At 72.2% G+C, this 13,495-nt stretch carries 13 protein-coding genes and 1 tRNA gene; 2 read left to right on the top strand and 12 right to left on the bottom strand.

Annotated elements, in window-relative coordinates; all coding sequences use genetic code 11:
* Positions 1-47: 47 nt before the first annotated feature.
* From DEI84_RS04565 to DEI84_RS04585, 5 genes are read right to left on the bottom strand one after another with little or no spacing between them, the layout of a single operon-like run.
* Complete coding sequence (locus DEI84_RS04565) at positions 48-1,019, bottom strand: YafY family protein (protein WP_110889833.1); 972 nt, start codon at positions 1,017-1,019, stop codon at positions 48-50.
* Complete coding sequence (locus tag DEI84_RS04570) at positions 1,012-2,112, bottom strand: YafY family protein (RefSeq protein ID WP_110889834.1); 1,101 nt, start codon at positions 2,110-2,112, stop codon at positions 1,012-1,014. The genes DEI84_RS04565 and DEI84_RS04570 overlap by 8 nt, the downstream gene beginning before the upstream one ends.
* Positions 2,113-2,136: 24 nt before the next feature.
* Positions 2,137-3,054, bottom strand: coding sequence for an FKBP-type peptidyl-prolyl cis-trans isomerase (locus DEI84_RS04575; RefSeq protein ID WP_110889835.1), 918 nt, complete (start codon positions 3,052-3,054; stop codon positions 2,137-2,139).
* 43 nt (positions 3,055-3,097) lie between these two features.
* A complete protein-coding gene (locus tag DEI84_RS04580; protein WP_258371693.1) occupies positions 3,098-4,216 on the bottom strand; it encodes a tRNA (adenine-N1)-methyltransferase in 1,119 nt (372 codons plus the stop codon).
* Positions 4,213-4,986, bottom strand: coding sequence for an HAD family phosphatase (locus tag DEI84_RS04585; protein ID WP_258371694.1), 774 nt, complete (start codon positions 4,984-4,986; stop codon positions 4,213-4,215). Before DEI84_RS04585 ends, DEI84_RS04580 begins: the two co-directional genes overlap by 4 nt.
* Before the next feature lie 152 nt (positions 4,987-5,138).
* Between DEI84_RS04585 and DEI84_RS04590 the strand changes: the two genes are divergently transcribed.
* The gene (locus DEI84_RS04590; RefSeq protein WP_110825207.1) at positions 5,139-6,071 is read left to right on the top strand and encodes a proteasome assembly chaperone family protein; all 933 of its coding nucleotides are present in this window, start codon (positions 5,139-5,141) and stop codon (positions 6,069-6,071) included.
* 90 nt (positions 6,072-6,161) lie between these two features.
* Here DEI84_RS04590 and mshC read toward each other — a convergent pair whose 3' ends face one another.
* The 3 genes from mshC to DEI84_RS04605 all read right to left on the bottom strand — a co-directional run bounded on the left by mshC (position 6,162) and on the right by DEI84_RS04605 (position 9,588).
* Positions 6,162-7,403 carry a cysteine--1-D-myo-inosityl 2-amino-2-deoxy-alpha-D-glucopyranoside ligase gene (mshC, locus tag DEI84_RS04595; RefSeq protein WP_110889836.1) on the bottom strand — a complete coding sequence of 414 codons (1,242 nt, stop codon included), beginning with the start codon at positions 7,401-7,403 and terminating at the stop codon, positions 6,162-6,164.
* Entirely contained in the window at positions 7,400-8,227 is an 828-nt protein-coding gene (locus DEI84_RS04600; protein ID WP_110825208.1) for an undecaprenyl-diphosphate phosphatase, read from the bottom strand. Before DEI84_RS04600 ends, mshC begins: the two co-directional genes overlap by 4 nt.
* Positions 8,228-8,289: 62 nt before the next feature.
* On the bottom strand, positions 8,290-9,588 hold the full coding sequence (locus DEI84_RS04605) for a M20/M25/M40 family metallo-hydrolase (RefSeq protein WP_110889837.1): 1,299 nt from the start codon (positions 9,586-9,588) through the stop codon (positions 8,290-8,292).
* 165 nt (positions 9,589-9,753) lie between these two features.
* On the opposite strand from DEI84_RS04605, the gene DEI84_RS04610 reads away from it, so the two are divergent.
* Positions 9,754-9,839, top strand: a tRNA-Leu gene (locus tag DEI84_RS04610).
* A gap of 118 nt (positions 9,840-9,957) precedes the next feature.
* Here DEI84_RS04610 and DEI84_RS04615 read toward each other — a convergent pair.
* The 4 genes from DEI84_RS04615 to DEI84_RS04630 all read right to left on the bottom strand — a co-directional run bounded on the left by DEI84_RS04615 (position 9,958) and on the right by DEI84_RS04630 (position 13,493).
* The gene (locus DEI84_RS04615; protein ID WP_258371695.1) at positions 9,958-10,563 is read right to left on the bottom strand and encodes a hypothetical protein; all 606 of its coding nucleotides are present in this window, start codon (positions 10,561-10,563) and stop codon (positions 9,958-9,960) included.
* Positions 10,564-10,583: 20 nt separating this feature from the next.
* Positions 10,584-11,723: a zinc-dependent alcohol dehydrogenase gene (locus DEI84_RS04620; protein ID WP_110824976.1), complete on the bottom strand. Its 1,140-nt coding sequence runs from the start codon at positions 11,721-11,723 to the stop codon at positions 10,584-10,586.
* A gap of 147 nt (positions 11,724-11,870) precedes the next feature.
* Positions 11,871-13,199, bottom strand: coding sequence for an NAD(P)/FAD-dependent oxidoreductase (locus tag DEI84_RS04625; protein WP_110824977.1), 1,329 nt, complete (start codon positions 13,197-13,199; stop codon positions 11,871-11,873).
* 87 nt (positions 13,200-13,286) lie between these two features.
* Positions 13,287-13,493 carry a hypothetical protein gene (locus DEI84_RS04630; protein ID WP_110824978.1) on the bottom strand — a complete coding sequence of 69 codons (207 nt, stop codon included), beginning with the start codon at positions 13,491-13,493 and terminating at the stop codon, positions 13,287-13,289.
* Positions 13,494-13,495 lie beyond the last annotated feature (2 nt).

Raw genomic sequence — 13,495 nt, forward strand, 5'->3', positions numbered from 1 at the left:
CGCCCGCGGTCGTCGAAGCCATGCACCGATCCTACGGCAGCGGTCTCTCAGTGGACGTCGAGAGCGGCCGCCGCGAACGCGCGCACGGCCTCCCGGGCGGCGGGTGGGTCGATCACCACGGCGCGGCCGGGCAGCCCGGCGACGAGCCGGACGACCCCGTCGAACCCGGCCGACGCCGCGAGCCGGATGCGCACCCGCCCGTCGGTGTCCGGCGCATCCGCGGTGTCGGCGAGGAAGTCGGCGACGAGCGGCAGGGACGAGGCGTCGAGCTCGACCGTGACGATGACGTCCTGGGCGCTCTGCTGGAACAGCGTGTCGGGCAGGACGACGTCCTCGATGGTCCGTTCGGCGGGCCGGTCGTCCACGCGCACGCCGGACATCCGGTCGAGGCGGAAGGTGCGGATCGCCGCGCGGTCGAGGTCCCAGGCGCGCAGGTACCAGTCGGCGTCGATCGACTCGACGCGGAGCGGGTCGACGCGACGCGTGCCGCCCTGCGTCCGCGGTCCCGCGTACTCGAACAGGAGTCCACGTCGCTCGGACATCGCCTGACGGATGACGGTCAGGGACGCGTCGTGCAGGTCCTGGCCGACGGCCACGTTCCCCGCGGCGCCACCCGCACCGCGCGACAGTTTCGCCATCAGTGCCCGGATGGCGTCGGTGTCGGCGGCCTCGGGCAGGGCGGACAGGTACTGGAGGCCCGCGATGAGTGCCGACGCCTCGCGCGCCGACAGCCGCGGGGCGTCGTCGATCGCCACGAGGTTCGTCAGCACGATCATGTCGTTCTGGTCGAAGTCGTCCCAGGCGATGTCGAACAGGTCGCCGTGCTGGTACTGCATGGTCTCGCCCGGGACGCCGGACACCGCGATGAGCTCGACGGCACGCCGGATGCGGGACTCGGGGACCCCGAAGTGCCGGGCGGCCTCGGCGACGGAGACGCGTTCCCGGTCGATGAGGTACGGCACGAGTGCCAGCAGGAAGGCGAGCTTGTCCTGCGCTTGCAGGGGCTGGGCGTCAGCCACGGTCGGGTCCGTCCTCGGGCAGGCGGCGACCGTCCTCGGCGCCGCGGTGGTCGGCGGTCCGTTCGGGCGGCCCGGAGTGGTCGGCGACGAGCACGCGGAGGCGGTCGACCACGCGCTGCCGCAGGTCCTCCGGTTCGACGACCCGCACCTCGGGGCCGAACGCGGCGAGTTCCTCGGCCAGGATCTGCGGGTCGACGTGGTGGACCACCAGTTCGCCGTCCGTCGTCGCGGTGGTGTCCCGCCGACGGGCCAGACGGCGTTCGGCGTCCGACCCCGGGACGACGTGCACGGTCGCGGTGCGCTCCGCCCAGACCCGGTCCAGGCCGGCCAGCGCCCGCTCCCCCGCGTCCGCCGGTGCCGGGTGCTGACCGACCTCGAACAGGGTCACCGGACCGACGATCCGGGACAGCAGGTAGTTCTTCTCCGACCGCGTCGCGAACTCGTGCGCGGCGAGCATCCACCGGCCGCCGTGCTGGACGAGCGCGAGCGGCGCGAGCTCGCGGACGCGGGCCTCGTGGTGGCCCGGCGTGATGTACGCGAACCGGACGGCGGCGCCCCGGTCGAGGGCCGACCGCAGGGGTTCGAACGCGGTGTCCCGGGTGCGCAACCGCGGGGCGTAGGCACCGATCGCGGTCGCACCGTCGCCGCTCTCGTGCTCCGAGCCGTCGTCCTCGGACCCGGCGGACCGCACCTTGAGCAGTCCGCGCCTGGAGTCGGCCGACAGGGCGCCCTCGCGCCACGCCATCGCGGCGAGCGACAGCAGGGCGGACTCGTCGGGCGTGAACCGGACGTCGAGCGGCAGGTCGTACTCGCCCTTCGGGATCCGGTAGCGCAGCGTCTGGTTGTTCCCCGCGGCACCCGGCGTCTCGATCGTCTCGAGCGGGATCCCGAGCTCGCGGACGTCGTCCTTGTCGCGCTCGAACTGCCGCTCGAGCGAGGCGTTGTCACCGCCGGGCGCGTACCGCTGCCGGTACCCCTGGACGTTCGCCAGGATCTCGGACTTCGTCAGCCCGGACTCCGTCGAGAGCAGTGCGAGCACGAGGCTGAACAGCCGTTCCTCGGCGGGCACACGGGGAGCACGGGTGGTGGGCACGTGCCGATCCTACGCAGCCGCGGGTCAGCGCGGCATCGCGCCGAGCACGTCGATGACGTACGCGTACGCGGCACCCTGCTGGTGGACGATCGCGAGGACCTGGTCCCCGACGTGCCGGCCGATCAGGGCGTTCCGGATGCCGTCGACGACCTGGCCCTCGGCCAGCGGGAGCGGCTGCGCGCCGGACCCGTCGGTCCAGCTCGAGCCCGCGACGGTGGAGTCGGTCGTGCTGCTCCCCCACGTGACGGCGGTGTACTTGACGACCGCGGTGTCCTCCGCGGTCAGCGTCCCGCCGTCGCCCTTGCGGAGCAGGTGCTGCTCGTCCTTCTCCGGCGCCGGCCACGAGGGGATGGTGATGCCGGGTGCACCGTCCGGTGCGAGCACGACGGCGGGCATGCCGTCGCCCGCGAGCTGGGGCGTGCCGGTGGCGCGGGCGGCGAACGCACGCTGCACGTCGACGACGAAGACGGCCGCGTCCTCGGCCTTCCCCGTCGAGCGGGAGGGGGCGGTCCCCGAGAGTGCCGACTTGGGCATCGCGACGGCGAGTCGGTCGCCGACCTGGGCGCACTCGAGGGCCTCGCCGAGCGCACCGGCGTTGGTCGAACCGGCCGTGATCGGGTTCGAGGAACCGGTGTAGCCGCTGGTCTGGGCGACCTCGCCGGTCGCGCCGTCGACGAGCGTGTACTCGAGGACGACCGGTGTGCCGTCCCCGATCGTGCGGCCGTCGCCCTGGCGGAGGACGGAGACCTGGGTGCCGGTGGCGGTGAGACCGGCGGGCACCGTGACGTCCGGCTGCGCACCGAACGCGCCCCTGGCCGAGACGGCCTCCGACGCGGCTCCGGACGGCGCGCACGTGCTCGACGATCCCGCACCGGGAGCGGCGCACGCCGTCAGCGACGCGACGAGACCGATGGTGACCACGAGTGCGGGGATGGTGCGCACGGATCCTCTTTCCGTTCGATGCAGGACGGGCACGGAGGTCAGCTTAGTGGGCGTCGTCGTCGGGTCCGGACGCCGCCCAGCCACCGTCCTCGCCCGCCTCGGCCGCCGCGACCTTGCGGGCCTGGGCGGCCGCCTGACGCGCGACCTTGCGGAGCTTCTTGTCGCTGGCGCCACGCTCGCCGACGGCGCCGGGGGTCCAGGCCTCGACGTCCTCGTCCGAGAACTCCGCCTTGCCGGCACGACGCTTCAGGTTCGGCAGGACGACCCCGTCCGCCAGGCGACGTGCGGTGATCAGGAAGCCGGTGTGCGCCACCATCCGGTGGTCCGGACGCACGGCGAGCCCCTCCACGTGCCACGTACGCACGAGCGTCTCGCTCGACTGCGGGTCCGTGAAGCGCCCGGTGTCACGGAGGGCCTCGGCCGTGCGCGACAGCTGCGTGACCGTCGCGACGTAGCAGACGATGAGCCCGCCGGGCACGAGGGCGTCGGCGGCCTCGTCGACGCACTCCCACGGGGCCAGCATGTCGAGCACCACGCGGTCGATGCTCTGCGGCTCGACGGCCTGCGGGAGCTCCTCGACGAGGTCCCCCACGGTCACGGACCAGTTGTCCGGGACCGCCCCGAGGAAGGTGCCGACGTTGCCGCGGGCGATCGCCGCGAACTCGTCGCGGCGCTCGAACGACTGCAGGCTGCCGGTCGGGCCGATCGCCCGGAGGAGCCACAGCGAGAGTGCGCCGGAACCGACCCCGGCCTCGACGACCCGCGCGCCCGGGAAGACGTCCGCGAACGCGACGATCTGGGCCGCGTCCTTCGGGTACACGATCGCGGCACCGCGCGGCATCGACATGACGTAGTCGTTGAGCAGGGGCCGCAGCGCCAGGTACTCGTCCCCGGAGCTCGCCCGGATGACCGAGCCGTCCGCCTGCCCGATGACGTCGTCGTGCGCGAGCATGCCGCGGTGCGTGTGGTAGACCACGCCGCGCTCGAGCGACAGCGTGGTGAGCTTCCCCTTCGGGCCCGTGAGCTGGACGCGGTCGCCGGCACGGAACGGTCCGCGCGGCGGGGTGTGCGGCGCACCCCCGACCGTGTGCGGCAGCTCCACCGCGTCCTGCGCGGTCGGCTCGCCGGGGGTGGTGGGCTCGTCGGTCGTGGCGTCGCTCATCGCGCGTCCCCTTCGGTGACGGGGGCCGACGCCGGGACGGAGGCCGGGCCTCCCTGGCGGTCGGTGGCACGGGCCGCCAGGGCCGGGCCGGTGAGTTCGAGCAGGCGGTCGACGGTCACGCCGTCCAGGGTGTCGAGGAGGACGTCGCAGGCACCCTCGGCGAGCGGGACGATGTGCTCGACGCCCACCGTCACCGCGCCGGACGCGACCGCCGAGGCGACGCCGGTCGCGGAGTCCTCGATCGCGATGCACGTGGTCGGGTCGACCCCGAGCTGCGCGGCCGCGCTCAGGTAGGCGTCCGGGTACGGCTTCGGGCGCTCGACGTCGTCACCGGCGACGACGACCCGGAAGCCGCGTGCGCCGAACGCCTCGGCGGTGACCAGGGCCATCGTGCGGCGCGACATCGTGACGAGTGCGGTCGGGACCCCGCGGTCGTGCAGTTCCTCGACGAGCTCACGGGCACCGGGACGCCACGGCAGGTCGTCCCCGTGCAGGCGCTCGACCACGAAGTCGGTCATCCACGCGACGATCTGCTCGACCTCCATGTCGACGCCCTTGGCACGGAGGATCTCGCCGGACCGCTCGAGGCCGCTGCCGACGAGCGACAGGCCGTCCTCGTGCGTCCACTCGGCGCCGAAGCGCGCGGTGAGCACGACCTGCGACTCCTGCCACATGGGCTCGGTGTCGATGATCGTGCCGTCCATGTCCCACAGCACGGCTGCGGGCAGCACCGGGTCGGGCCGGACGGTGGTGGGGGGTTGCGCGGTCACGGGCGACGAGTCTACCGGCGGCGTCGGCGACCCCCGGGCCGGGGACGCCCGCCCGGGGGCAGCGGGTCTATCGTGGATGCCTGATCGTGCTCCGGTCCGACGCGCGCGACCGCGGGTGCGTCGACCCGCTCCACAACCAGGAGGCCCCTGCCGTGCCACAGCACTCCCCCTTCAGCGACGGACGACTCCTCGTCGTCGCGTTCGAGGGCTGGAACGACGCCGGCGAGGCCGCGAGCGGACTCGCTCGTCGCATCGTCGACGCCCTCGAGCTCGATGAACTCCGCGAGATCGACGGGGAGCGGTACGTCGACTACCAGTTCAACCGTCCCGAGGTCGGCTTCGACGACGAGGGCGAGCGGGCCGTCACCTGGCCGCGCATCGTCCTGCACGGCCCGAGTGCCGAGGGCCGACCGGTGATCGGGGCGACCGGCGCACCGACCGAGCGGGACGTGTTCGTGCTCGTCGGCCCCGAGCCGTCGCGGACCTGGCGCGCCTTCTGCGCCGAGGTCATCGACCTGGCGGACGTGTACTCGATCGACGCCGTGGTCTTCGTCGGGGCGATGCTCGCCGATGTCCCGCACACCCGGCCCATCTCGGTCTTCGTGTCGAGCGAGAACGCCGGCGTGCGTGCGGCGTTCGACGTGGACAAGTCGACGTACGAGGGCCCGACGGGCATCCTCGGGGTCCTCGCCGACGCGATGGACAAGGCCGGGCTGACCACGCTGTCGCTCTGGGCGTCCGTGCCGCACTACGTGCACAACGCCCCGTCGCCGAAGGCCACCCTGTCGCTGCTCGACAAGATGGAGGAGCTGACGGACGTCACCGTGCCGCGCGGCACCCTGCTCGACGATGCCGCGCAGTGGGAGGAGGGCATCGACGCCCTCGCCGCGGACGACGAGGACATGGCGTCCTACATCGGCCAGCTGGAACAGGCGCGCGACACGGTCGACTCCCCCGAGGCCTCCGGCGACGCCATCGCGCAGGAGTTCGAGCAGTACCTGCGGCGCCGGGAACACAAGGACGGCAAGGACGGCGGCGGGGCGGCGGGCGAGGGCCCGTGGCGGCCGCCGCAGCCGCCGCAGTAGACGCGGGCGCGTGACGGACGGGAGGTCCGGTACCAGCTGGTACCGGACCTCCCGTTCGTCTCGGGGTGGCAGCGTCCGCCGCCACGGCGGTCAGGCGATGCGGATGCCGAGCAGGGCGTCGACGAGGTCGACGAGCTCGGGGGTCGCCGCCGTCCCGCCGGCGATCGCGGTGTCGACCACCGCGACCGCGCCCGGCGTGTCGAGGTCGTCCGCGACCCGGGCCCGGAGCCGCGCCACGACGGCGTCGGCGTCCTGCTCGGAGCCGGAGCCGGAGCGCACCCACGTGTCCCAGGCAGCGAGGCGGCGGCCCGCGTCGTCGAGGTCGCCGTCGGTCCACTCCCAGTCGTCGGAGTACCGGTGCGAGAGCAGGGCCAGGCGGATGGCGCGCGGATCGGCGCCACGGTCGAGGAGCCCGCGCACCGTCACCAGGTTGCCGAGCGACTTGGAGATCTTCGCCCCCTGGTAGGCGACCATCCCGGTGTGCACGAAGGCGTTCGCCAGCGGCTGGGAGGCCAGGGCCGCGGCGTGCCCGGCGCTCATCTCGTGGTGCGGGAAGACGAGGTCGCTGCCACCGCCCTGCACGCTGATCGGCAGGCCGAGCTTGTCGCCGGCGATGACGCTGCACTCGATGTGCCAGCCCGGGCGTCCGGGGCCGATCTCGGTGTCCCAGCTCGGTTCGCCCTCGCGCTCGGCACGCCAGAGCAGCGGGTCGAGCCGGTCGCGCTTGCCGGGCCGGTCGGGGTCGCCGCCGCGCTCGGCGGAGAGGGCGAGCATCGTCTCGCGGTCGAGACGACTCTCGTCGCCGAGCGTCCAGGCGTCGCTCGGGCGGCTGACGTCGAAGTAGAGGTCCTCGCCGTCGGAGTCCGGCGTCGGCACCGTGTAGGCGTAGCCCGTCTCCTCCAGGTAGGCCACGGCCTCGGCGACGCGCTCGACCTCGTCGGTGACGGCCACGTAGTCGTCCGGCGGCAGGACGCGCAGGGCCTCCATGTCGCGGCGGAACAGGTCGATCTGCGAGGCGGCGAGCTCCCGCCAGTCCACGCCGTCACGCGTCGCCCGCTCGAGGAGCGGGTCGTCGACGTCGGTCGTGTTCTGCGCGTACCGCACCGGCAACCCGGCGTCCCGCCACGCCCGGCCGAGCGTATCGAAGGCCAGGTACGTCGCGGCGTGCCCGAGGTGTGTGGCGTCGTACGGGGTGATCCCGCAGACGTAGAGCGACGCGTCGTCGTTACCACGCGTCGGGTCGACGGGCTTGCCGGTCGCGGTGTCGTGGACGAGCGGACGGGGGCCGGCCCCCGGGACCTCGGGGACGCTCGGTGCCTGCCAGGCCCTCACGGCTCGACCACCCCGAGGGAGAGCAGCACGATGAGGACGACACCGAGGAGGATGCGGTAGACCACGAACGGCATGAAGCTCCGCTTGCTGATGTAGTTCATGAACGCGGCGATGACGACGAACCCGACGACGAAGGCCACGACGGTCGCGATCAGGGTGTCCGCCACACCGAACGGCGCTCCGGTGTCGCCGAGGCTCGTCGCGGCCTCGTACAGCCCGGACAGGAACACCGCGGGGATCGCGAGGAGGAAGGCGAACCGCGCGGCCGCCGGACGGGTGTACCCGAGGGCGAGCCCCATCGAGACCGTCGCGCCGGACCGGGAGACGCCCGGGACGAGCGCGAGGACCTGCGCGAGCCCGATGAGGATGCCGCCCTTGAAGGTCATGTGCTCGATCCGCCGGACCTTCCGTCCGACCCGGTCGAGCACGCCCAGGACGACGCCGAAGACGATGAGCACGATCGCCACGATCCAGAGCGACCGGAACGTGGTCTCGATGCTGTCCTGGAGCAGCAGGCCGACCACGCCGATCGGGATCGTGCCGAGGATGACGAGCCACCCGAGGCGGACGTCCGGGTCGTTCCGCGGGACCTTGCCACCGAGCGCGCCGAACCACCGCCCGATGATCCGGGTGATGTCCTTCCAGAAGTAGATGAGCACGGCGGTCTCGGTGCCGAGCTGCGTCACCGCGGTGAAGGCCGCACCGGGGTCCTCCGCATCCGGCAGGAACAGCCCGACGATGCGCAGGTGCGCGCTGGAGGAGACCGGCAGGAACTCGGTCAGACCCTGGACGAAGCCGAGGAAGATCGCCTCGAAGATGTGCACGTGTGCGGCCTTTCGCCGGTGCTGGACTCGGTCGCCGTTCCCGACGACGACCATGCACGGTATCAGTAGGTCGCGAAGAGGTCTCCGAGGACGCGGCGGCCGAACGCCAGCGACTCGAGCGGGACCCGCTCGTCGACGCCGTGGAACATCGCGGGGAAGTCCACCCCGGCGGGCAGCTGCAGTGGCACGAAGCCGTACCCGGCGATGCCGAGACGGGACAGCGCCTTGTTGTCGGTGCCGCCGGAGAGCAGGTACGGCAGGACCGGGGCGCCCGGGTCGTGCCGCTCGAGGACGTCCCGGACGGCGTCGACGAGCGGACCGCCGAAGTCCTGCTCGAGGCCGACGTCCTGGTGCGTCATGGTGACCTCGACGTCCTCGCCGGCGAGTTCCCGCACGCGGGCCAGGACGGTCTCCTCGTCACCGGGCAGGCAGCGGATGTCGACGAGCGCGGTGGCCTCGTCCGGGATCACGTTGTGCTTGTACCCGGCGCTCAGGACGGTCGGGTTCGTGGTGGTGTGCAACGCCGCGTGGATGAACCGCGCCGCGGAGCCGGTGGCCAGGGCGACCTCGTCCGGACCGGTGGCGACCGGGTCGACGCCGAGGAAGCGGGCGACCTCGGCGACCATCGCCTCGGTCGTGTCCGAGAGCCGGACCGGCCACTCCTCGCCGCCGATCCGGCCGACGGCGGCGGCGAGCTTCGTGACGGCGTTGTCGCGGATGACGTGCGAGCCGTGCGCCGCGGTCCCGTGGGCGGTCAGCTTCACCCACATGAGCGCCTTCTCACCGGTCTGGAGCAGGTAGGCGCGACGGTCGCCGAGCGTGATCGAGTAGCCGCCGACCTCGCTGATGGCAGCGGTCGCCCCGGCGAAGACCTCGGGATGCGTGTCCACGACGTGGTGGGCGCCGAGGATGCCCCCGGCCTCCTCGTCCGCGAAGTACGCGATGACGAGGTCGCGCTCGGGAGCGCCCTGGCGTTCGACCACGTCGGCCAACGCCGTGAGCATCATCGCGTCCATGTTCTTCATGTCCACGGCGCCACGACCCCAGAGCGACCCGTCGCGCACCTCGCCGCCGAACGGGTCGACGGACCAGTTCGCCGGGTCGGCCGGTACGACGTCGAGGTGCCCGTGCACGACGAGGCCCGGCTTGCTGCGGTCCCGGCCGGGGACGCGGGCGACGACGCTGACCCGGTCCGGCTCGGACTCGAACAGCTGCGGGGTCAGGCCCAGGTCCTGCAGCGCTGCCTCGACGTAGTGCGCTGCCTCGGTCTCACCCCGGGACTTCCCCTCACCCCAGTTCGTGGTGTCGATCCGGATGAGGTCCCGCGCGATCGCCGCGGTGCGTTCCAGCTCGGACGTCATGCGACAACGCTACCGGCGACACCACCGAGCACCGCGATCCGGTCGCGCCGCGCCCGGGATGCGCACCCGTGTTCAGCGTGCGTTCACAGCCGTGCTAGTGTCTTCTCTCGGCAGGAAGGCCGGGGAAATCCGGTCGGACAGCCCGGTGCTAGAGCACCACACCCAGTCCGGGTGGCGGAATTGGTAGACGCGCTAGCTTGAGGTGCTAGTGCCCGTATTAGGGCGTGGGGGTTCAAGTCCCCCCTCGGACACGCAGTACCTGGTCTCCGGACCACGTGCTCGGACACTTGTGTTGAGACAAGCGGCGAACGGCCCTCCTCCGGGAGGGCCGTTCGTTTTTCCGCGCCCAGAGCGCGGTGCGGTTCTCGGTCAGCGCCGGGCGCGCCGCACCACCCAGACGGCCACGCCGCCGATGAGCAGGTACGGCCACGTCGCGACGACGGGGTCGAGCACACCGTGCCGCCAGTCCCGTCGCGTCGACCCGAGGCGGGCGCCGACCGGGTCGTCCGCACGCTCGGCGGCGATGCCGGTCTCCTCGACCAACCGGTCCGGGCGACCGCGGAGCGCGTCGGTGACGCGGTGGGTGGCGACGTCGAGGCGGTCGCCCACGACGAGGAGCATCCAGTGCGCCAGGCGGCCCTCGCTGAAGCGGCGGTAGGCGTACCGCTTCACGACGCCGGCGATGCCGGACAGGGGCTGCGCGGTGCCGAACACCGGCGTGACGTGCGCGTGCTCGATCGACCGCTCGCGGCCCTCCCCACCGGGCTGCTGCTCCGGTCGGTCCCAGTGCGCGTTCGTCGCCGAGCCGGCCTCGCGGGACAGCTTCGGGACGCTCGGCCGGTCGGCGAGGTCCAGGTCGCTCCCCCATCCGGGGATCCGCGCGCGGAGTTCGTCCGCGGACGGCAGGTCGCGCGGCTTGTCCGCCACGTACGCGATGTGGTCGTCGGCGCCGTGTCCGTCCGGTGTGGTGCGCATGCTCTGGTCTCCGTTCTCGCTCACGGCACGATCACCGGCTTGATGCAGCCGTCGAGCTTCGCCGAGAACAGGTGGTACGCCTCGTCGATGTGCTCGAGCGGGATCCGGTGCGTGATGACGTCGCTCGGCTTGAGGTGCCCGGCCTGGATGTGCTCGAGGAGCCGCGGCCACTGGCGCTTCACCGGTGCCTGGTTCATGTGGATGGTGACGCCCTTGTTGAGCGCATCGCCGAACTTGACGGCGCTCGGGATCGGGCCGTAGGCGCCCATCACCGACACCGTGCCGCCCTTGCGGACACCGTCGATGGCCCAGTTGAGCGCGATCGGCGAGCCGCCCTGCAGCTTGAGCTTCGAGCTCGTCACGTGCTGCAGGTAGTTGCCGTCGGCCTCGGCCCCGACCGCGTCGATGACGCTGTCGGCACCCAGGAAGTCGGTCTGCTTCTTCATCTCGACGACGATGTCGTCCACCTCGGCGAAGTTGATCGTCTCGGCCTGGGCGAACTCGCGCGCCTTCGCCAACCGGTACTCGAGCTGGTCGACGACGATCACACGGCCGGCGCCCATGAACCACGCGGACTTCGCCGCGTACAGGCCGACCGGGCCGGCGCCGAGCACCACGACGGTGTCGCCTTCGCGGATCGACGCGAGCTGGGCACCGAAGTACCCGGTGCCGAGTGCATCCGTCATCATCAGGGCGTCCTCGGCGTCGAGCCAGTCCGGGATGACCTGCGGGCCGACGTCGGCGAACGGGACGCGGACGCGCTCCGCCTGCCCGCCGTCGTAGCCGCCGGTGGTGTGCGAGTACCCGAAGATGCCGCCGACCGCGGTCGCGTTCGGGTTGACGTTGTGGCAGTTCGTGAACAGGCCGCGGGCGCAGAACCAGCAGGTGCCGCAGGAGATGTGGAACGGGACCATCACCCGGTCGCCGACGCTGAGCGTCTCGACGGACGACCCGACCTCCTCGACGACGCCGATGAACTCGTGACCGAAGGTGTGGCCGACGCGGGTGTCCGGCATCATGCCGTGGTACAGGTGCAGGTCCGACCCGCAGATCGCGGCGCGTTCGACACGGATGACCGCGTCGTTCGGGTGCTCGATCCGGGGGTCGGGCTTGTCCTCGACGCGGACCCGGTAGGGGCCGCGGTAGGTCATGGCGCGCATGGCGCTCCTCTCGCTCGTACCGTCCACGCTGACGGACGGCGGATGGGAGGCGGCCCAGGCTCGCGTTCGACGCACAGCCGCCACGCGGACGGACGGGAGGCCCGGTACCAGCTGGTACCGGGCCTCCCGTCTGCAGGCAGTCGCGTGCTAGCTCTTCGCGGCGTCCACGAAGTTCTGCCGCGGGTCGGTCTCCTTGATGAGGGAGGTCGCGTCGCGGCCGGAGACCGCACCGGTCACCCAGCCGATGACGATGCGCGCCTTGCGGTTCAACGTCGGCATCGCGTACACGTGGTACGAGCGGTGCGCCATCCACGCCAGCAGGTTCGTCATCTTGATGCCCTTGATGTTCGCCGCGCCCTTGGCGACACCGTACGAGGCGACCGTGCCGATGGACGGGTGGCGGTACTCCACGAGGGGCTTGCCCGTGATCGAGGCGACGATGTTGTCCGCTACGACGACGGCCTGCCGGACGGCGTTCTGGGCGTTCGGCGGGTAGTACGCCGGCTGCTTCTCGGCCGTCAGGTCCGGGACCTGGGCGACGTCGCCGAGGCCCCAGACGCCCGGGACGACCTCGTGCGTGTCCTCGGACTCGACCTGGAGCTTCGCGTTGGCGGCGAGGTGCCCCTTCGGCCCGCGCGGCAGGTCGGTGGCGTCGAGGAGCGGGTTCGGCTTGACGCCGGCCGTCCAGACGAGCAGGCCGGTGGCGAACTCGTCACCGTCGGAGAGCTTGACGATCCCGCCCTCGCAGCTCGGCATGGTGGTCTTGAGGCGGACGTCGATGCCGCGGGCACGGAGGGACTCGAGGGTCCACTTCGACAGCTCGGGGCCGACCTCGGGGGCGACCCGGTCGAGGGCGTCGATGAGCACCCAGCGCGGCTGTTCGCCGGCGAGCGACGGGTACGTGGCGATCGCGGCCTGGGAGACGTCGAACAGCTCACCGATCGCCTCGACGCCGGTGTAGCCGCCGCCGATGAAGATGCTCGTGAGCAGGCGACGACGCTCGTCCTCGTCGCGCGTGGCGGCGGCCTTCGCGATGTTGTCGAGGAGCTTGGCGCGGACGTACGCGGCCTCCTCGACCGTCTTGAAGCCGACGCCGACCTCGTCGAGGCCGGGCGTCGGGAAGGTACGGGTGACCGAGCCGAGTGCCACCACGAGGTGGTCGTACTCGAAGGACCGGTCGTCACCACCGGCCGTCGCGACGGAGACCGTCTTGTCGGCCGAGGAGATCCCGGTGACCTTGCCCTGGATGACCCGGGTCTTGCGGAGCGCACGTCGGAGTTCGACGGTGACGTCCTTCGGGGCGATGTGACCGCCGGCGACCTCGGGCAGGAACGGCAGGTACGTGTAGTACGTGTTCTGGTCCACGAGGGTGATGCGCATGGGCACCGAGGCGGCGTGCTTCTGGAGCTGCTTGACCGCGGTGTAGCCGGCCGAGCCGCCGCCGAGGACGAGGACGTGGGGGATGGAGTCTGCCATTCCTCCGGTCTACCCGATCCGGCCCCTCCCCGTCATCAGCGCCGCACCTGTGCGGCCGATCCGGTCCCGATCTGGATCGTCCACGGGTCAGCTGCGGCCGTCGCGGAGGCGCCACCACGCCGTCTCGGCGACCTCGCGGCCGGTGTACACGCCGTGCTGCGTGCGACGGGACTCGTGCAGGGAGAACCGCCGGAGCCGGTAGCCGCCCCCGAAGCGGTCGATGATCGCCTCGGGTGAGGAGTCCGCGTCGCGCTTGACGTACCAGGTGCGGTCGTCGTCGACCGGCTCGATCACGC

This window comes from Curtobacterium sp. MCBD17_023 (assembly GCF_003224415.1).
Classification (GTDB): Bacteria; Actinomycetota; Actinomycetes; order Actinomycetales; family Microbacteriaceae; genus Curtobacterium.

Coding starts and splice junctions, on each gene's coding strand:
- DEI84_RS04605 (WP_110889837.1), bottom strand. CDS start 9,588: ATGACGTCCGAGCTGGAACGCACCGCGGCGATCGCGCGGGACCTCATC.
- DEI84_RS04580 (WP_258371693.1), bottom strand. CDS start 4,216: ATGAGCGACGCCACGACCGACGAGCCCACCACCCCCGGCGAGCCGACC.
- DEI84_RS04625 (WP_110824977.1), bottom strand. CDS start 13,199: ATGGCAGACTCCATCCCCCACGTCCTCGTCCTCGGCGGCGGCTCGGCC.
- DEI84_RS04620 (WP_110824976.1), bottom strand. CDS start 11,723: ATGCGCGCCATGACCTACCGCGGCCCCTACCGGGTCCGCGTCGAGGAC.
- DEI84_RS04615 (WP_258371695.1), bottom strand. CDS start 10,563: ATGCGCACCACACCGGACGGACACGGCGCCGACGACCACATCGCGTAC.